Raw genomic sequence first — 19,382 nt, 5'->3', positions numbered from 1 at the left:
AGTGTTACTTACAGGGTGGCGATAAGACCGATGAATGTATTAATGTTACTTTTCACTGCAGGTATTTTCATCTTAGCGTTATTGACATTTGTTGTAATGCTTATCGAAAAAATCGCAAAAAAATAACCCATCCTGTGCTTTGACGGGCGTGGAGGGTTACTTTTTTGTTAGAAATAACGGAAAGTAGAGTTAAAAGCCGACCGTTAATCATTGGTTGTAACATTTGTTAGAGTCAAGATGTTAATCGCATCTTGGCTTGTTCTATTGTATACATTTCTAACTAAATTATACCTATGTCGACTTGTTTAAGTCAAGGTATACCTTATACAAAATATATACGATTTTCTGATGTATGTAAATTGTACAACTGTCATTTTACTTAGAAGTGAGTAAATGAACCAACATTATATTTCATAGATAATACTGTAGATACGTGATGTGAACGGAATGAATAATAACGTTTCAGACGATCATATTTCGCTCACCACAATGAGTAGGGATTCTAAAGTTCTTCGAGAGAAACTTAAATATATAGATTAAGTTGGGTCAACTGAATAACTTAGGTTTCTTCAAGGATGATTCACTTTTATCAAACAACAAACTTACCTTATGTCTCAATTTGTCGGACGATTCCCCGTTTAAGCAAACCCCAACCTGCCGAGAATGATTAGCATGAGGGGGAATCATCATGGTTAACAAAATAAAGTCAAATTACAAGTTTACGAGAATTGCAAGAATGCCATTATACGTAGTTTTTATTGTTTCATTATTATTTTTAAATTGGGAAGCACATTTCTTTTATCCAAACTATGCAGGGGCAAGCGTGTTATCGATGTCGGCTATGGTCGGTGCCGAAGAGGAAGCAATTCCAGAAGAGTCGATTCGTCTCAGAATTAAATCAAATAGTAACTCACCGGTCGATCAACAAGTGAAAATCAACATTCGCAATGAAGTCAATAAGGAAATTAGCATGTGGACAGGGAATATGGGCGATGTGCAAGATGCACGCAGAGAAATTCAGGCGCGTATCCCAGAGCTCGAAACGATTGTCAGCGATGAGTTAGAGAAACTTGGGGTACAGACATCTTCCCGTGTCTCGCTTGATTACACTGATTTTCCAACAAAGCAATATGGAAGCAGAGTATATCCAGAAGGAGAATACGAAGCTGTTTTCATCGAACTAGGCGATGGCCTTGGGGATAACTGGTGGTGCGTCTTATTCCCACCGCTATGTTTTGTCGATGTTGCCGAGAAAGATGAAGAAAAAACGATCTACTCAACAAATAATCAACAGCAAGAACAGGAACACATAGAACAAGACAGTGAACAGGTGAACGAAAAAGATCGTGAAAAATCGGGACGTGATCGAGAAGAAGTCCAAGAAGACGAAGAAGAAATAGAAGTGTCTTTCTTCGTAGTTGATGTCGTAAAAAGCCTTTGGTCAAAATTACCTTGGTAAATTTGAGAGGTTGTCCACAAGATATCCACAACGTCGATCAAAAGAGTGGATAACTACGTCGGCAAAAATTATTCATAATCCCAAATGTCTTGAATAGTTTATAGTACAAGCTATTTTTAGAGAAGGAAGGGATCTTGAATGAGCGTGATTATCCGAGAAGCAGTCGAAGAAGATGTGCTACGAATACAACACTTTATTAGCAAAGCAGGAGTATCAAGCTCCTTTGTTCTAAATGACTGGCAACCATTTATCGTCGCTGAAGACAACCAAAGAGAACTGATTGCGACAGCAGCATTGCAACCTGTAAACGACAACGAGACGTTGATCCGATCTGTCATCGTTGACGCAGACAAAGTTAATGGAAGTTTTGTATTGAAAATGCTAGAAACAGCAATACAATATGCGTGGCAAAAAGATGCATCCGTCGTTTATGTGATGGCAACCCAGGCAGGCGATATGCTTGAGAAAATAGGATTTAAAAAAGTACGAGAAGCAGACCTTTCGAAGGAACTTAAGGAAGTACCTGAAGTTGCTACTTATCTTGAAAAGAAAGATTATTTGTATGGACAAGCAAAGAAATGTGGATAAACAATTGACTTATACCCACTCTTCCACATAATTATCCACAGGATCGGCAACGTTATCCACAGATGCATGTGGATAACGTTGTTTTTTGCGATTTTTGAACATGATTGCTTGGCCCTCTTTAAAAAAAATTGTGAAGTACCATTCACGACGAAAATGACAAAGGGCATTCGAAGTAGCTTAGCCCATAGTTATAATCTAGCTAAATCTCCTTCAAGAACCTTCGTTGCTACGCTTGACATTAAACACAATCAAACGGACAATAATGAGCAGCAAGGAGGATGAAATAATGAGAAATCAACAGACAAAACAGTGGGTTGTGGATAACGATGTGGATAGTGTACTAACATCGACAGAAATTCTTGAAGCAGCCCAGCAAATCATACATAATCACGTCGTTGCGTTCCCAACAGAAACAGTTTACGGATTAGGAGGGAATGCAAAATCTGATGAAGCGATTACGCGTATTTTTGCCGCGAAAGGTCGCCCATCGGATAATCCATTGATTGTCCACATCGCAACAAAAGATCAAGTTGAGAAGTACGTGGAACAAATCCCGGCAAAAGCGAGACAATTAATGGACGCTTTCTGGCCAGGCCCTCTAACGATCGTTTTCAGACATAATCATACGTTATCAACAAAAGTAACAGCAGGTTTGCCTACGGTTGCGATTCGTATGCCTGATCACCCTGTTGCGTTAGCACTAATTCATGCAGCGGACTTACCGATTGCTGCCCCGAGTGCGAACAGATCTGGTCGGCCGAGTCCGACAACCGCGGCTCACGTGAACGATGATTTAAATGGTCGAATTGCTGGGATTCTTGATGGAGGACCGACTGGGGTTGGTGTTGAATCAACCGTTGTCGACTGTTCGTCAGAAGATGTCATGATTCTCCGCCCAGGAGGAGCGACGAAAGAAGCGATCGAACGTGTAATTGGCGAAATTACCGTTGATCCAGCGCTAACACAACTTGACGAGGCGCCTCGCTCGCCTGGAATGAAATATACACACTACGCACCAACTGCTCCATTAACCCTTGTGGATGGAGATTTTCGTTATTTTTGCGAAAAGATCAATGACGCTCGTGCTGAAGGGAAAAAAGTAGGCGCGTTGATAACGGATGAATATCGTGGTGAGACGAATGCTACGAAGGAGGTACTCCTCGGTTCTGTCAACAACTTATCCACAGTTGCCAAGCAGTTGTATCCTTCGTTAAGGTCGTTTGCTGAAGATGAGGTTGATGTGATTTTCGCGCAAGTATTTCCTGAAACGGAGCTTGGCAGTGCGATTATGAATCGACTCAGAAAGGCAGCAGGTGGAACGGTCGTACGTCAACGGTAAAATTCACCGCAAATTAGCGATACTAAATTGCCTTGGACATGCATAAATTGAAGTAGTTGTCCAAGGAGGGATTTTGTGTTTAATGAACTGATAACAATTGGCATCATGGCGATTGCGCTAAGCATTGACGCATTCTCCATATCAATCGGGTTAGGATTATTAGGAATTAAATATCGTAGGATGGCGCTGATTGGCTTAACTGTTGGTGTATTTCACGCAGCGATGCCCCTGTTTGGCATGCTAATCGGCAGAATTCTTTCGCAATATATGGGGACTGTTGCATTTTTTATTGGCGGGAGTGGTCTTGTGATTTTAGGGGTGCAAATGGTCCTGTCAAGCTTCCGATATGAGCAGTCGTTGATTTTTTCACCTAGAGGGCTCGGTCTACTTATTTTTGCTGTTAGCGTGAGTATTGATAGTTTTTCGGCAGGATTAAGTTTGGGGATGATCGGTCTAAAAACAGGGGTCACTGTGGCAAGCATTGCTATTGTCAGTACTTGCTTCACTTGGGCAGGACTTGTCGTCGGCAAAAAAGTCGGACCCTTGGTTGGAAAACGAAGTGAATGGATTGGCGGTTTGGTTTTGATCTATTTTGGGGTAAAAATGATAGTAGGGGTATCCTAAATCAATAAAAGCGTGAGGAAAACTTTTTCCTCAAAATAATTCCCTAATTGTGATAGAATAATGGGAAGATGGTCCTTACTGGCTCGTATAACAGAACAACAGGAACGGCAAAAAAGTAGATAAAGAAGGAAGTGAATAAAATGGAGAGAATCCTTTTTGTTTGTACAGGAAATACGTGCCGTAGTCCCATGGCAGAAGCAATATTTGAAAGCAAAAAACAAACGGAGAACTTTGAAGCGCGCTCTGCAGGTATTCATGGAATCGAAGGGATACCAATGTCAGAAGGTTCAAAAGCGGCGCTTGCGAAACGTGGAATCATTGAAAGTCATCAATCCTCGACTCTTACCGAGGAGTCGATTCGTTGGTCTGATATCGTCTTAACGATGACGGAGACGCATAAACGGCTTGTATTGGAGCAGTTTCCTGAATTAGCGGACCGTGTCTATACACTAAAAGAATATACGTTAACCGATCCAGAGTTACTCAAGAAAATTGAGGACTTAAAGGACCACACGGCACAACTTGAATTAAAGCGAGCCTCTTTTTTAGCGGCAAATCAAGATAAAGTCGAGGAGTATAATCAAAAGAAAGAAGTTAATAACCAAGAGAGCTTAGAAGCACAGTTATTAGATCAACTGCATCCGCACCAAGCTGCGATTGACCGCATCGAGTGGGACTTGCCATCATTTGATATCCTAGATCCGTTCGGCCACGATCAAGATATTTATGAAAAAACGCTCCTGGAAATCGAATCAGCAATTGAAAAACTTCTTGAGAAACTAGATCAAAATGAGGAATCTAACTAACAACTCTTTAAGAAAAAATGGAGGTAACTATTAATGAAAATTGCAATTGGGTCTGACCATGCAGGTTATGCCTTAAAAGAAGATATTATTAATGTCATCAAAGAATTAGGACACGAAGTCAAAGATGTCGGCTGTGATTGTGCGGATTCCGTTGATTACGCAGATTTCGGAATTCCAGCAGCAGAAATGGTTGCTAACGGAGAAGTCGACCGTGGCATCATTATTTGTGGGACAGGCATCGGCATGTCGATTTCAGCAAACAAAGTAAAAGGGATTCGTTGCGCACTCGTTCATGATCTTTTTTCGGCAAAAGCAACGAGAGAACATAACGATTCGAACGTGTTAGCGATGGGGGAACGTATCATCGGGCCAGGGCTTGCGCAAGAAATTACCAAAGTTTGGCTAACTACTGAATTTGAAGGTGGCCGCCATGCGAGACGTATCGGAAAAATTACAGAATATGAAGCTTAATGAAGGGTGATTTCATCCTTCATTTCTTTCTATCTTTAATGAGGAGGGATTGTTATGAATGACTCATTCACAGGGCAATTGGCGGCAAAACTGACGGAGGCGCTAAACGAATTTCAGCAAGTTGCTCAACTTGGCGAAGATGACCTATTCGTGATTGGCACAAGCACAAGCGAGGTGATCGGAAAACACATCGGTAGCGCCGGAACAACCGAAGTCGCGACTGAATTGTGGACTGCTTTAGATGCTTTTCGTGAAAAAACGAAGGTACAACTCGCTTTTCAATGCTGTGAACACTTGAATCGTGCACTCGTGCTTGAAAGAAAGGTTGCAAAGCAGCACAACTTAACTCCCGTATCTGCGGTTCCTGTACCAAAAGCAGGTGGCTCTATGGCATCGTTTGTTTTCAAAAATATGATGGATCCCGTTGTCGTAGAAGAAATTGCCGCTGACGCGGGCATCGATATTGGTGACACCTTTATTGGCATGCATTTGAAAAAAGTTGCCGTTCCTATTCGCACGTCGGTGAAACAAATCGGTGAAGCGCATTTAACGCTTGCACGAACAAGGCCAAAACTAATTGGCGGCGAGAGAGCCGTTTACACATTAAGTGAGTGTTAACAATCATAAAAAAGGAAACACAGTGTAACTTTAAATGGTTCGGTTTCGGTGGAGAAAATAAAAATAACCAATCAAAAAGAGTGCAAAACGTATAGTGATTTGCTCTCTTTTTTGGCTAGTACTTGGGTGGGAAATGCTTCTATACATAATTTAAGAATATTGCATTTATTTTTTCTCTCGTTTTTTATTAATTGATTTAGCTAAATATACAATGATAAAAAAGATGAGATACAAGATGAAAATTAAAATAATAATAGAGCTGACAATATTGCCATATCCATAGAGATGAATAAATATCCAATTAATTGTAATAAGTAATAGCGCTAGTATCAGTTTTGTCCAATAATACTTATTAGGGTCTAAGAGGAATTTCTTTATGTTATTCGCCAAACTATCACCTACCTTGTTTGATGTGAAAGAAAAGAAAATGTGTCTTTTTAAACATTATCTGATAACAAATATAGGTTTATTGGCAGTAAATCCATCCTATAGGTGAATTAACTGAATCTTACAATCATTATCGATTTAATCCAAATTCGATAGTCTACTTTTAACCAAGATTACTTTAGAATACATAGCTCCATGCTATCGTATACTCTTAATTTGGGCAATCTGTGTGATTATTTTCGATTTTAATGTGATAATTAAGCTGTTATTTCACAATTTCTCCTCAGTGTCGGAACTACTTAGGCACAACACGGAGGATTTTTTTGGTTTGGGTATTGCCAGAAGAAACTATTTAATCTTTGGTGTAGTGGGAAAGGAACGGAGGTAGTTGTGACCCATGCGAGCTAATTCTAGAAAGGAAGGGTCACAAGAGAGAGCGAGTTGTGCCCCATGCGAGCTAATTCAGGAAAGGAAGGGTCACAAGAAGGAGCGTCTTGTGCCCAATGTGAACTATTTCAGGAAAGGAAGGGTCACAAGAGAGAGCGAGTTGTGCCCCATGCGAGCTAATTTCAGGAAAGGAAGGGTCACAAGCTGGAGCGTCTTGTGCCCCATGCGAGCTAATTCAGGAAAGGAAGGGTCACAAGAAGGAGCGTCTTGTGCCCCATGCGAGCTAATTCAGGAAAGGAAGGGTCACAAGCTGGAGCGTCTTGTGCCCCATGCGAGCTAATTCTGTAAAGGAAGGGTCACAAGAAGGAGCAGCTTGTGACCCATGCGAGCTATTTCAGGAAAGGAAGGGTCACAAGAAGGAGCAGCTTGTGACCCATGCGAGCTATTTCAGGAAAGGAAGGGTCACAAGAAGGAGCAGCTTGTGCCCCATGTGAGCTAATTCTGTAAAGGAAGGGTCACAAGAAGGAGCGTCTTGTGCCCAATGCGAGCTAATTCAGGAAAGGAAGGGTCACAAGAAGGAGCGTCTTGTGACCCGTGCGAGCTAATTCTAGAAAGGAAGGGTCACAAGAGAGAGCGAGTTGTGCCCCATGCGAGCTATTTCAGGAAAGGAAGGGTCACAAGAAGAAGCAGCTTGTGCCCAATGCGAGCTATTTCAGGGAAGGAAGGGTCACAAGAAGGAACGTCTTGTGACCCGTGCGAGCTAATTCTAGAAAGGAAGGGTCACAAGAGAGAGCGAGTTGTGCCCCATGCGAGCTATTTCAGGAAAGGAAGGGTCACAAGAAGAAGCAGCTTGTGCCCCATGCGAGCTAATTCAGGAAAGGAAGGGTCACAAGAAGGAGCGTCTTGTGCCCCATGCGAGCTATTTCAGGAAAGGAAGGGTCACAAGAAGAAGCAGCTTGTGCCCCATGCGAGCTAATTCAGGAAAGGAAGGGTCACAAGAAGGAGCGTCTTGTGCCCCATGCGAGCTAATTCAGGAAAGGAAGGGTCACAAGAAGGAGCGTCTTGTGCCCCATGCGAGCTAATTCAGGAAAGGAAGGGTCACAAGAAGGAGCGTCTTGTGACCCTTGGCGAGTAGAATTGGAAAGAAAGGGGCGCAAGATACAGCACTAACTAAATAAATGTATCTGCTTAGCGAAAGATAAACGCCAAAGCCGAAATGTTACAGCCATAATAGTCCGAAGATTCGTCATTTTTCAAATTGAAAACGAATTCATTCGTCTGACAAGTGGTTTGCCCTTTTACAATGGAGGAAGAACAGTATAAAATAAAGAACAGATTGAAAACTAGAACACGTATGACCAAGTATCAACAAAGTTAGCGTGAATGAGTTCAGGGAGGGTTTTGACTAATGGCAACAGAAAACAATCAAGCTTTAAGTCACGTAAGTGCGCAAGACAAGGATGTTTTTAATGCAATGCAAGATGAGTTAAAGCGTCAACAAGACAACATAGAATTAATCGCATCGGAAAACTTTGTATCAAAAGCAGTCATGGAAGCACAAGGATCTGTCTTAACGAACAAATACGCAGAAGGTTACCCGGGAAAACGATACTATGGCGGATGCGAACACGTAGACATTGTGGAAAATATCGCTCGTGATCGAGCCAAAAAACTTTTTGGTGCAGAATTTGTAAATGTTCAACCCCATTCGGGTGCACAAGCAAATATGGGAGTTTACTTTGCTTTTCTTGAGCAAGGAGATACAGTGCTCGGCATGAATTTGTCGCACGGTGGTCACTTAACACACGGAAGTAAAGTCAACTTTAGTGGGAAGCAATACAACTTCGTCGATTACGGTGTTAACAAAGACACTGGTCTCCTCGATTATGAAGATGTGCGTGCTAAAGCAATTGAGCACAAACCGAAAATGATCGTCGCTGGAGCAAGTGCCTATCCGCGTGAAATTGATTTTGCTAAATTCCGTGAAATAGCCGATGAGGTTGATGCATACTTAATGGTTGATATGGCTCACATTGCTGGATTAGTTGCAACAGGTGATCATCAAAATCCGGTTCCTTTTTCTGATTTTGTGACGACAACAACGCACAAAACCCTCCGTGGACCACGTGGTGGGATGATTCTTTGTAAAGAAGAATATGGAAAGAAAATTGACAAAGCGATGTTCCCAGGCCTTCAAGGTGGACCGCTTATGCACGTGATCGCTTCAAAAGCGGTCGCACTTGGTGAAGCACTACAAGACGATTTCAAAAAGTATTCTGCGCAAGTCAAAATGAATGCCGCAGCACTTGCCGCCTCTCTGAAAGAGGAAGGCGTCGATCTCGTCTCTGGAGGAACGGATAATCATTTAGTATTACTTGATTTGAGAGGATTATCTTTGACAGGAAAAATCGCCGAGGAAGCGTTGGACAAAGTGGGGATTACTGCGAACAAAAATACGATCCCGTTTGACCCAGAAAGTCCTTTTGTTACGAGTGGTTTGCGCATTGGTACGGCTGCTGTGACATCTCGTGGTTTTAAGGAGAGCGAATTGCAGAAGGTCGGTAAGATTATTGGCCTTGTGTTGAAGAATGTGGAAGATGAGAATGTGTTGAATAATGCGAAGGATGCGGTTCTTGAGTTAACGGGACGCTTCCCGCTTTACGCAGATGAATAAATAATTGATGAGCAGCTGTCGGTTTTTTGGCAGGTGCTCTTTTTTGTTGATGGGATTCTAAGTTGACTCTTGAATATAACTGTTGTTTTGTGTAGAATTTCTTAGGAGCGTGTAAGTGATTAATGAATCTTTTTGTACTTTAAGAATGTTTAACTTTGTTAAAGGATTAAAGTATAAGATAAACTAAGGCTTTCGCCATGAAGGATTTGGCGAGAAGCCAAGTTTTTCTAGTAAAAATAAATGGATTCTATCTATAAAGGAGCGGGTTTTAATGGGTAAAGTGTATGTGTTCGATCATCCTCTCATTCAACATAAGTTAACGTATATTCGCAAGAAAGAGACTGGTACAAAAGAGTTTCGCGAATTAACAAATGAGATTGCTGGGTTGATGGCTTTTGAAATCACGAGAGAGCTTCCGCTTCGTAATGTTGAGGTGGAAACGCCGGTAGCAATGGCGAATTGCCAGACGATTGCTGGTAAAAAATTAGGAATTATTCCGATTCTTCGTGCAGGGCTAGGTATGGTTGATGGCATCATGGGGTTAATTCCTGCAGCTAAAGTGGGACATGTTGGTTTGTACCGCGATCCTGAAACGTTGATGCCGGTGGAATATTATGTGAAGCTTCCAAAGGATATTGAGGAACGTGAATTGATTGTTGTTGATCCGATGCTTGCAACTGGTGGTTCAGCAATTGAGGCAATCAATGTCGTGAAAAAGCGTGGTGGGAAAAACATTAAATTGATGTGTCTCGTCGCGGCACCTGAGGGCGTTGAAGCGATGGAGAAAGCTCATCCTGATGTGGATATTTATCTTGCGGCGTTGGACGAGAAGTTAAACGACCACGGCTACATAGTACCAGGCCTAGGTGACGCTGGAGACCGCTTGTTCGGAACGAAGTAATTGGCGAACTTATCACGTTTAATAGCATAGGTTATCTTAGAGGAAAAGCAGACGCTTTTTCTCTTTCTTTGGTTAGACTGAAGCTTAGCGTATTCAGAAATTAGTGGAATGTGGTGTTGGTACAAATGGAATGTCTGCCGCATTGTTGAGATTTTTCATATATTTCAAAAAATGTAAGTTAGCTAACATCTTTTGATAGTTAAATTGTGTAAAATAAAATGAAAGATTGATTATCTGTCAATAAGAAATCCTTGATTTAAAGCACACAATCATTTTTCTTTTACTAGTAAAAGGCAAACCTGTCGAAAGGCAGAGACGCAAAGCTTTGGGTCTAAAGGTGCACCAAGTCGAGTAGCTTGCACCAATGATTGCCAGGCCTCCTTAGTTTAAAAGAATTATAGGAAAGGGGGCGTGGTGATGGTTAGAAAAAGTATTAACGCAGATTTGGACAAAGAGTGGCAGAGTTTGATGATCAAAGCAAAAAATCAAGGGATGACGGCAGAGGAAGTTAGAAATTTCCTTCAAGATCGAAGAAGTGCATTTTCTCGAAGCATTGTAGAACAGACGAAGCGACAAAAGAGCTCATCTGCTTAATTAAGCAGATGAGCTAATGAAGAAAATGATAAGACTTTGTTATCGATAATCAGCAACTTTCTCATTCATGTTTAATTGATAAAAACCATTTTTACGCCTAATAACATTGTTTTCTTCAAGATTTTTAACTATTAGACTAATCGTTTCTCTTGATGAGCCAACCATTGTTGCCAAATCAGCTTGAGTTAATTTTACTGAAGCAGTCAGCCAAGAGTCATCAGAAGTAGCTAGCGAATGAGTTAATTTGTTAAGGATGAAAAGCAATCTATCTTCGACTGGGTCCAAGGCAATTTTTTCACTTAATTGGTACGTATTTTGTAAGCGAACAGTTAAGATATCGAGTAGTTTCAAGGCGACTGACGGATTTCTAGTTAAAAAGAGGGTGAACTGCTCATTGCTTATGCAACAAACATGACATTCTCCTATCGTTTCTACATAATAGAAATCACTATCGGGAGATGATTTACCGATAGAGCCAAACATATTGCCATCAGTGAAAATATCGAGCGTAAATTGTTTGCCAGCTTGATTTACTCGGTACAAACGGACTTGTCCTTTTTTGAGAAGATAAACAGTGTTTGTTGGTGTATTCGGAGAGGCGACAATTGTTCTTTTTGGATGAATCATCTCCTTACTCATCTCTCCTAGCATAATCAGTTCTTTTTCAGGTAACTCCCTTAACAAGTTAAAATGAGATAATAGATTTAATTTGTCCATAACCACAACTCCTCAAAAAAATCAAAATACCCAATGCAGAGTATTATTTTACCATATTTCCTAGACGATTCCCCAATATTATTTGGAAAATTCAAGAGGTGCCTCTTTTTATGGTTGTAAAAAGCAGTGTGAGCTTGTTGAGTTTAACAGGATATGATATCGCTCGAATCCCTTAAAAGAAGGTTTCCCCAGACATTCCTGTGAACCAGCAACCGCACCCTAAGACTCACTCTGCAACTCCTCGCAACAAAACTCACCACCTTAACCAGTTACAATCTCATTTCAATGGATAAAAGAGCAATAAATAGTAAAAGATAGAGGGGCAGGAAAAGTGACGAAAGGGGATTTAATATTGAACAAACGTTTTAACCTTCGCTCTCTATATAAACAAATTAGTCTCATAGCGCTAATCATTCTTTGCCTCACCGCGGTACTATTTCCGCTTATAGGCAGCGCACAAAATGACACCTATGATCGACTCGAGCATCCGAGATCAATTGAAATCAACAACAGTAACAATAACAACGACGAACAAGAGACGATCACCTTTCCCGATCGGCCCGAAATTCACGATGGCGTCCTGCCGATCAGTACGACAAATGATCAACCAGCAATTTATATTATTGAAGCAAAAAACAATCCAAAAAAACTAGCAAAAAAAGTAGAACAAACGATAGAAGGTGCAGAACGAAGAAAGATGTTCAAGCACATTTTTAACGGATTTTCGATACAACTTTCCGAAGAACAAGCCAACAAAGTCGCAGCACTAGACGAAGTCGCAAGCATCGATAAAGTCGCATTCTATCAGCCCTACGTTGATGAAAGCATTCCATTTATCGGCGGAACTTCAGGGAACACGAACAGCCTATTTACTAGGGGAGACGACAACTTGACAGGTAAAGGTGTAAAAGTTGCCGTCATTGATACCGGCGTTGATTATGCCCACCCCGATTTAAAAGATAATTATCACGGAGGCTTTGATGTCATCGATCAAGACGACGACCCGATGGAAACAAAGAAAGAACAAGGGGTCCCGACCATCCATGGCACTCACGTCGCCGGAATCATATCAGCTAACGGAAAACTAAAAGGCGTTGCACCCGAATCAGAAATTCATGCCTATCGCGCGCTCGGACCTAACGGAATGGGCACAACCGAACAAGTCATCGAAGCAATCGAGAAAGCCGTCGAAGATGAAGTTGACGTCATAAACTTATCACTCGGCAACACAGTCAATGGACCCGATTGGCCAACGAGCAAAGCACTTGATCAAGCCGTCGAAAAAGGAGTAGTTGCCGTTACATCGAATGGAAACAGCGGGCCAAATTTATGGACAGTCGGCTCCCCAGGCACATCAGCAAAAGCAATTTCAGTCGGAGCATCAACACCACCAATGAAAGTCCCATACTTGATTACCGACACCGACCGCAAAACAGAAATCGTCGTTCAACCAATGCAAAACGCAACAAAATGGAAATTTCAACGCTCCTATCCAATCATAGACGTCGGCCTCGGCAAAGAAGAAGACTATGAAAACATCGACGTGAAAGACAAAATCGTTTTGGCGAAACGAGGGATTATCAGTTTTACAATCAAAGCGAAGATTGCGCTAGCAAATGGGGCGAAAGGGGTGATCGTATACAATCATCAGCCCGGCGAATTCGCCGGCATGCTCGAAGAACCCCTGGATATTCCAGTCATCAGCGTTCCAAAAGAAGATGGCGAACGACTGACAAATATCATTAAACAAAATGATCAAGAGCAGATTCGCACGATTTATCGTGAAGAAGAAGATCGCATCGCACCGTTCAGCTCTCGTGGTCCTGTCACACATACGTGGGAAGTGAAACCAGATCTCGTTGCCCCTGGAGTCGAAATTGACAGCACGATTCCAAGCGGATATTTGGACTTGAACGGTACGAGTATGGCATCCCCACACGTTGCGGGAGCCGCAGCTTTGCTCATCGAAAAATATCCAGACTGGTCACCTGAACAAATTAAAGCTGCCCTGATGAACTCCGCGAAAGTGCTGACTGATGAAGAAGGAAATCCTCATCCACCACACATTCAAGGAACAGGGAGAATTCAACTCGATCAGGCATTATCGACAGAAACACTCGTATATCCAGCGCAACTCAGCTTTGGACAGTGGTTGAAAACGGATAGTCGATTACAGAAAGACGTAACCTTGACGATTGAAAACCTCTCGGACGAACGAAAAAAATATACGATCGAACCACCCTTTGAGGTACCAGACGGGATTCAGTGGAAAGTTCCTTTCTCCGTTTGGATCGAGCCAGGTGAAAAAAAAGAAGTAGAGGTTAGCATCGATGTATTTCCTTCCGTTTTTGAAGCAGGAATCTACCACGACCGTATCTCGGTAAAAAGCGGAGATGATGTGACAGAAATCCCATATTTATTTTTTGTCGAAGAACCTAATTATCCAAGGTTGATGTCGTTTATGTTTGAAAATGAAACGGAGAAAAATCAGTATCATTATGAAGTGTATTTGCCAGGAGGTGCCGATGAACTAGGAATTGCCCTCTATGATCCTGATACATTTCAATTCATTTCCTATTTAGATGTCGAAGAAGAGGTCCACCGTGGCATGTTTGAAAAAGACCTCATCGTCGAAGAAGTGCCACCTGGAATCTACAAAGCATTAATATTTGCCAAAAAAGGAGATCAAGAAGACACCGTCGAACAAATGCTCTATCTTGGTGAATGACTAGTGCGTGACCGAGAGCAAAGTGTCTAAGTTTTTAGGGGGTAGCGGAATGGAAGGAGCCTATTAAATTGAGTGCCGCTAACCCTAGTACCTTTCTAAAAAAAAATTCTATGAATTGGTCTTGTTTTTAAAAACAACAAAAACCTTATGTAAATCATTGAAACATTAAAAAAATATATTTTCTAGGAATTTCACAACACACGAGAGCAAAAATTATGTATAATAGTAAACGTGCGAAAAGTCACTATTTGTAGATTTTCTGACAAATAAATTGTAGATTTTAAATTGCGGATCTGCAAACGTTTTATCAAATGAGGAATCCGTTTACAAATAGTTTCTACAACACAGTGATATATTGACACAGAACCACGCCTGTTGTACGATTACAAAGGATGTCTACCATATTAAAAAATGTTGAACGTAGCTTCAACAGACTAGGTGGGGAACGATGTCTGAACCTTCCAAGAATCGTCATTTAATGAAAGCCTTCGCACTCATGACGACGATCAGCTCTTACTTTGTTGGCTCGATTTTATTGGGCATTTTTGGTGGGAGATGGTTGGATAATCAGCTGAATGGTGACGGACTATACCTTGTTATAGGGATGCTTGTCGGTTTAACGACCGCAACTTACGGTATTGTCAAAGCAATTCAGCAATTTATGGGAGACGATCGATCATGAATGACATTCGCGTCTTAATTAAGCGTTATTCCCTTTACACATCGATTATCATCGTTTTGATGGTGGTCGTAGCTTTGTTTGCGACTGAATCGACATTTTTCTTAGGAATGGCCTTTGGGACAAGCTTTAGTTTAGTTATATTGTTAAGTACATACTTTCAGGTGAAGCGTATTGGGAAGTCAATGCAAGACAGGAAATATCGGTTTTCAGTTGGAACGCTAGGGCGAATGGCCGCTGTGGTGACAGCGATTATCGTAGCTCAGCAATTTCCTCACTACTTGAATCTAACAGGAGTGATCATCGGTTTAGCAGTAACGTATATCATCCTCTTGATAGATCCTATTCTCCAGATTAAAGCATTTGCAGAAGAAGAGTGAGAGGGAAAACTGCCTGTTTTAAAAGTGGTAGCTAAGGTAATATTCATGCACCAACTTAAAAAACAGCATGTACGCTCCTTGCAATTAGAGAAAAGAGGTGAAAAGGATTGGATAGTAAGTTTTTAAAATTTGATCTGTTTGGGGTTCCGTGGTTAACGGTGAATGTTCCTAACTTGATCTTGGTCACTGTTGCGATGACAATTGTCTTCTTTATTGCCTTTTTCATGTCTAGGAAGATTCAGATGTATCCGACAGGTGCGCAAAACATGTTAGAGTGGCTCACTCAATTCGTCAAGAACATTATCAGCAGTACGATGGATTGGAAGCAAGGCAAGAACTTTGTCATGCTCGGGATTACATTAATTCTCTATGTTTTCGTATCAAACATGATGGGTGTTCCTTTTGAACTTGCCACAGAAGAACACTATGTTTGGTGGAATTCACCTACATCAAATCCTGTATTGACGATCTCGTTAGCAGCCTTTGTCATTGTGCTGACTCATATTTATGGGTTGAAATTAAAGGGGCCGAAAGAATACGGGAAAGATTATTTCCGTCCGGCTGTGTTCATGGCACCATTCAAAATTATTGAAGATTTCTCAAACACACTGACACTCGGAATGCGTCTTTACGCCAACATTTTTGCAAAAGAAGTACTGATGTTGATGATTGTCGGTCTTGGTGCATCTAGCGTGGTTTGGGGATTTGCTATGTTTTTTCCACTCGTTGTTTTCCAGGCATTCAGCGTGTTTATCGGGTCATTACAAGCGTTTATCTTCTGTATGCTGACAATGGTTTACATGTCGCATAAAGTAAGCGAAGATCACTAAAATTGAGGTTGAATTTGTAAAAAATAAGTAACTATTAATCAACCAAAGCAAGACACAATTTCTTGAATAAGAACTCTTTTACATAAACATAAGTAAAGAGTGATTTATTTTATAAAAAAAATATATTATCAAAATAGGAGGATTTTTATTATGGGTACTATCGCTATTGCAGTCGCAATTGTAGCAGGTGTAGCAGCTATCTCAGGAGCTTTCGGGGTGGCAATCGTTGTCAAAGCAACACTTCAAGGGATTACACGTCAACCGGAAATTCGCGGTCCACTTCAAACAATCATGTTCATTGGTGTACCATTGGTTGAGGCGCTTCCAATCTTCGCCATCGTTATTGCCTTTATCCTCATGGGTAACATGTAAAACAATTTTTTAAGAAAAGCGTTAGTCAGCCACTTAGGCTAAGCAACGCTCAAGAAAAGTGGCGAAGAAGGTTATCCAAACAATCTTCGCCACTCCTTTTAATAGGAGTGACTGAGAAAAAAGGAGGCGAAATCGTTGTTTGATGTCAATGAAATTGAATGGATCAATGCCGCTTATCAACTCGTAGCATTTCTATTTTTGCTATTTCTTTTGAAAAAGTTTGCATTCGGTCCAATTATGGACATGATGGAAAAGCGTGAAAACCACGTGGCCGATCAAATTGCTTCCGCGGAAAAGAACCGTAAAGACGCTGAGAAATACTTAGCAGAACAACGGGAGGCGATCCAAGCTGCCCGCCAAGAAGCAAAAGAAATTGTCGAAAATTCAAAAATAATGAGCGATCAACAAGCGAAAGATGTATTAAAAGATGCTAGAAACGAAGCAGAACGCATGAAACAAGCAGCTATATCTGAAATTAATACAGAGAAAGAACAAGCCATCTCTGCCCTTCGTGAACAAGTTTCGACCTTGTCTGTACTTGTCGCATCGAAGGTCATCGAGAAAGAGCTCGATGAGAAAGAGCAAGAGAGACTCATTCAAGAGACACTTAGAGAAGTGGGCGGAAACCTATGAGGAGACACCCAGTAGGTTACCGTTACGCCTATGCGATGTTTGACCTTGCCGAACAGCAAGGAACTCTCGTAGAGACGTTAGAAGACCTTGAAGTTGTATCACAAGTATTTGAGGATACGAACCTTCTTGACGAAGGGTTTAGACATCCAAACATTACGGACACTCAGAAGAAGAACATCCTAACGGAAGCTTTTTCAGAGAAAGTCAGTACACATGTGTTACATCTTTTGCTATTGCTCATTGAAAATAAAAGAATTGATGTACTACATCCAATTGTGGATAACTATAAGCAACTCGCAAATCAAGCACAAGGCATCGCTGAAGCAACAGTACAATCAGCGAAACCGTTAAGTGAACAAGAACAAGAGACAATTGCCGGAGTTTTTGCTATCCGAGCAGGTAAAAGAAAGTTAAATATTACTAATATCGTAGATAAAGAAATCATCGGTGGACTCAAAGTTCAAATTGGAGATACCGTTTATGATGGAAGTGTCTCAAACCAACTTGCACGTATTAAAACGCGCATGATACACGGGAACGTTAGTAGATAGGGGTGAACGAAATGAGCATCAGAGCAGATGAAATTAGCTCGCTGTTAAAAAAGCAGATCGAAGGCTATCAATCTGAAATTGAGGTTAACGATGTAGGGACCGTCATCCGTGTCGGGGACGGGATCGCCGTGGCTCACGGCCTAGAAAACGCCATGGCCGGCGAGCTACTAGAATTTTCAAACGGTGTCATGGGAATGGCACAAAACTTAGAAGAAAACACAGTTGGTATTATCATTCTCGGACCATTTAGAGATATTCGCGAAGGAGACGAAGTTCGTCGAACAGGACGAATCATGGAAGTTCCTGTAGGCGAAGAACTTCTTGGACGCGTTGTTAATCCACTAGGTCAACCGCTCGATGGATTGGGTCCAACTAAAACAAATAAGACTCGTCCAATTGAAGGTGGAGCACCAGGTGTTATGGACCGTAAATCGGTACACGAACCACTGCAAACAGGTATCAAAGCGATTGACTCGTTGATTCCAATCGGTCGTGGTCAGCGTGAGTTGATCATCGGTGACCGTCAAACTGGTAAAACATCGATCGCAATCGATACAATTATTAACCAGAAGAAAGAAGATATGATTTGTATTTATGTCGCTATCGGACAAAAAGAATCAACGGTAGCAGGTGTTGTTGATACACTTCGTCAGCACGGCGCGCTTGATTACACGATTGTTGTAACAGCAAGTGCTTCACAGCCCGCACCACTTCTTTTCCTTGCACCATATGCAGGGGTAACAATGGGTGAGGAATTCATGTATAACGGCAAGCACGTGCTTGTCATTTATGATGACTTAACGAAGCAAGCAACAGCATATCGTGAACTTTCCTTATTACTTCGTCGTCCTCCAGGCCGGGAAGCTTTCCCAGGGGATGTATTCTACCTTCACTCGCGTCTATTAGAACGCGCAGCGAAGCTTAGTGATGCGAAAGGCGCTGGTTCATTAACCGCCCTTCCATTTATCGAAACGCAAGCAGGTGACTTAGGAGCTTATATTCCAACCAACGTCATATCGATTACAGACGGACAGATTTTCCTTCAGTCCAACCTGTTCTTCTCAGGTGTTCGACCAGCGATTGACGCAGGTTTATCCGTATCACGTGTTGGTGGTTCAGCCCAGATCAAAGCGATGAAGAAAGTTGCCGGGACACTTCGTCTCGATCTAGCTTCTTATCGAGAACTGGAAGCCTTCACGCAGTTCGGTTCAGACCTTGATGCTTCGACGCAGGCGAAGTTAAACCGTGGTGCGCGAACGGTTGAAGTATTAAAGCAAGGCCTTAACCAACCACTTACAGTCGAAAAACAAGTATTCATCCTTTTTGCCTTAACAAAAGGCCTCTTAGATGATGTGGAAGTAGACGATATTCGTCGCTTTGAATTGGAAATGTACACATTCTTAGATCACAATCGAAAAGAGCTCCTGGCGCAAATCAAAGACACTGGAACACTAGCTGATGAAGCTGATATGAAGAACGCGATCGAAGAATTCAAGAAAACATTCCAATAAAAATAAAGAACCGACTAAAAAGAGGATAAACGGCTAGCAATGATAACGAAGGCGAGAATCGAGATTCAACAAAAGAGTCAACATCCTCGCCGAAACGTTACCGAAGTGCTTGCGCGTTTCAACAAAAGGTGGT

The 19,382-nt window shown here is 41.7% G+C and carries 20 protein-coding genes and 1 riboswitch; of the genes, 19 read left to right on the top strand and 1 reads right to left on the bottom strand.

Features of this window, described 5'->3' with window-relative positions:
- Positions 1-30: 30 nt before the first annotated feature.
- From ACM26V_RS16260 to ACM26V_RS16210, 11 genes are all read left to right on the top strand, one after another.
- A complete protein-coding gene (locus ACM26V_RS16260) occupies positions 31-126 on the top strand; it encodes a putative holin-like toxin (RefSeq protein WP_416147779.1) in 96 nt (31 codons plus the stop codon).
- Between the two features lie 562 nt (positions 127-688).
- Positions 689-1,459, top strand: coding sequence for a stage II sporulation protein R (gene spoIIR, locus ACM26V_RS16255; RefSeq protein ID WP_416147778.1), 771 nt, complete (start codon positions 689-691; stop codon positions 1,457-1,459).
- 138 nt (positions 1,460-1,597) lie between these two features.
- On the top strand, positions 1,598-2,047 hold the full coding sequence (locus ACM26V_RS16250) for a GNAT family N-acetyltransferase (RefSeq protein ID WP_416147777.1): 450 nt from the start codon (positions 1,598-1,600) through the stop codon (positions 2,045-2,047).
- Positions 2,048-2,333: 286 nt separating this feature from the next.
- The gene (locus ACM26V_RS16245; protein WP_416147776.1) at positions 2,334-3,386 is read left to right on the top strand and encodes an L-threonylcarbamoyladenylate synthase; all 1,053 of its coding nucleotides are present in this window, start codon (positions 2,334-2,336) and stop codon (positions 3,384-3,386) included.
- A 75-nt stretch (positions 3,387-3,461) separates the two neighbouring features.
- Positions 3,462-4,010: a manganese efflux pump MntP family protein gene (locus ACM26V_RS16240; protein WP_416147775.1), complete on the top strand. Its 549-nt coding sequence runs from the start codon at positions 3,462-3,464 to the stop codon at positions 4,008-4,010.
- Between the two features lie 140 nt (positions 4,011-4,150).
- A complete protein-coding gene (locus ACM26V_RS16235) occupies positions 4,151-4,816 on the top strand; it encodes a low molecular weight protein arginine phosphatase (protein ID WP_416147773.1) in 666 nt (221 codons plus the stop codon).
- Between the two features lie 33 nt (positions 4,817-4,849).
- On the top strand, positions 4,850-5,287 hold the full coding sequence (gene rpiB, locus ACM26V_RS16230; RefSeq protein WP_416147772.1) for a ribose 5-phosphate isomerase B: 438 nt from the start codon (positions 4,850-4,852) through the stop codon (positions 5,285-5,287).
- 54 nt (positions 5,288-5,341) lie between these two features.
- Entirely contained in the window at positions 5,342-5,905 is a 564-nt protein-coding gene (locus ACM26V_RS16225; RefSeq protein WP_416147771.1) for a TIGR01440 family protein, read from the top strand.
- A gap of 2,182 nt (positions 5,906-8,087) precedes the next feature.
- The gene (gene glyA / locus ACM26V_RS16220) at positions 8,088-9,353 is read left to right on the top strand and encodes a serine hydroxymethyltransferase (RefSeq protein WP_416147770.1); all 1,266 of its coding nucleotides are present in this window, start codon (positions 8,088-8,090) and stop codon (positions 9,351-9,353) included.
- Positions 9,354-9,624: 271 nt separating this feature from the next.
- Positions 9,625-10,254 (top strand): uracil phosphoribosyltransferase, encoded by a 630-nt coding sequence (gene upp / locus ACM26V_RS16215; protein WP_416147769.1) that lies wholly within the window; start codon positions 9,625-9,627, stop codon positions 10,252-10,254.
- A gap of 282 nt (positions 10,255-10,536) precedes the next feature.
- Positions 10,537-10,638, top strand: a riboswitch (cyclic di-GMP riboswitch).
- Between the two features lie 33 nt (positions 10,639-10,671).
- Positions 10,672-10,848, top strand: a complete 177-nt coding sequence (locus tag ACM26V_RS16210; RefSeq protein ID WP_416147768.1) for an anti-repressor SinI family protein — start codon at positions 10,672-10,674, stop codon at positions 10,846-10,848.
- A 39-nt stretch (positions 10,849-10,887) separates the two neighbouring features.
- Here the strand turns inward: ACM26V_RS16210 and ACM26V_RS16205 are convergent, their stop codons facing one another.
- Entirely contained in the window at positions 10,888-11,565 is a 678-nt protein-coding gene (locus tag ACM26V_RS16205; RefSeq protein WP_416147767.1) for a Crp/Fnr family transcriptional regulator, read from the bottom strand.
- A 352-nt stretch (positions 11,566-11,917) separates the two neighbouring features.
- On the opposite strand from ACM26V_RS16205, the gene ACM26V_RS16200 reads away from it, so the two are divergent.
- From ACM26V_RS16200 to atpA, 8 genes are all read left to right on the top strand, one after another.
- Positions 11,918-14,293 carry a S8 family serine peptidase gene (locus ACM26V_RS16200; RefSeq protein ID WP_416147766.1) on the top strand — a complete coding sequence of 792 codons (2,376 nt, stop codon included), beginning with the start codon at positions 11,918-11,920 and terminating at the stop codon, positions 14,291-14,293.
- A 448-nt stretch (positions 14,294-14,741) separates the two neighbouring features.
- A complete protein-coding gene (locus ACM26V_RS16195; RefSeq protein WP_416147765.1) occupies positions 14,742-14,975 on the top strand; it encodes an AtpZ/AtpI family protein in 234 nt (77 codons plus the stop codon).
- Positions 14,972-15,352 carry an ATP synthase subunit I gene (locus ACM26V_RS16190; RefSeq protein WP_416147764.1) on the top strand — a complete coding sequence of 127 codons (381 nt, stop codon included), beginning with the start codon at positions 14,972-14,974 and terminating at the stop codon, positions 15,350-15,352. The genes ACM26V_RS16195 and ACM26V_RS16190 overlap by 4 nt, the downstream gene beginning before the upstream one ends.
- A 107-nt stretch (positions 15,353-15,459) precedes the next feature.
- Complete coding sequence (gene atpB, locus ACM26V_RS16185) at positions 15,460-16,182, top strand: F0F1 ATP synthase subunit A (RefSeq protein WP_416147763.1); 723 nt, start codon at positions 15,460-15,462, stop codon at positions 16,180-16,182.
- A 150-nt stretch (positions 16,183-16,332) separates the two neighbouring features.
- Entirely contained in the window at positions 16,333-16,554 is a 222-nt protein-coding gene (gene atpE, locus ACM26V_RS16180) for a F0F1 ATP synthase subunit C (protein ID WP_416147762.1), read from the top strand.
- Positions 16,555-16,689: 135 nt separating this feature from the next.
- Positions 16,690-17,187: a F0F1 ATP synthase subunit B gene (atpF, locus tag ACM26V_RS16175; protein ID WP_416147761.1), complete on the top strand. Its 498-nt coding sequence runs from the start codon at positions 16,690-16,692 to the stop codon at positions 17,185-17,187.
- Positions 17,184-17,738, top strand: coding sequence for a F0F1 ATP synthase subunit delta (locus ACM26V_RS16170; protein WP_416147760.1), 555 nt, complete (start codon positions 17,184-17,186; stop codon positions 17,736-17,738). The genes atpF and ACM26V_RS16170 overlap by 4 nt, the downstream gene beginning before the upstream one ends.
- A gap of 11 nt (positions 17,739-17,749) precedes the next feature.
- Positions 17,750-19,249 carry a F0F1 ATP synthase subunit alpha gene (gene atpA, locus ACM26V_RS16165; RefSeq protein WP_416147759.1) on the top strand — a complete coding sequence of 500 codons (1,500 nt, stop codon included), beginning with the start codon at positions 17,750-17,752 and terminating at the stop codon, positions 19,247-19,249.
- Positions 19,250-19,382 lie beyond the last annotated feature (133 nt).

Source organism: Salipaludibacillus sp. HK11 (assembly GCF_047795645.1).
Taxonomy (GTDB): Bacteria; Bacillota; Bacilli; order Bacillales; family Salisediminibacteriaceae; genus Salipaludibacillus.
This window is presented reverse-complemented; position numbering and strand designations above follow the sequence as displayed.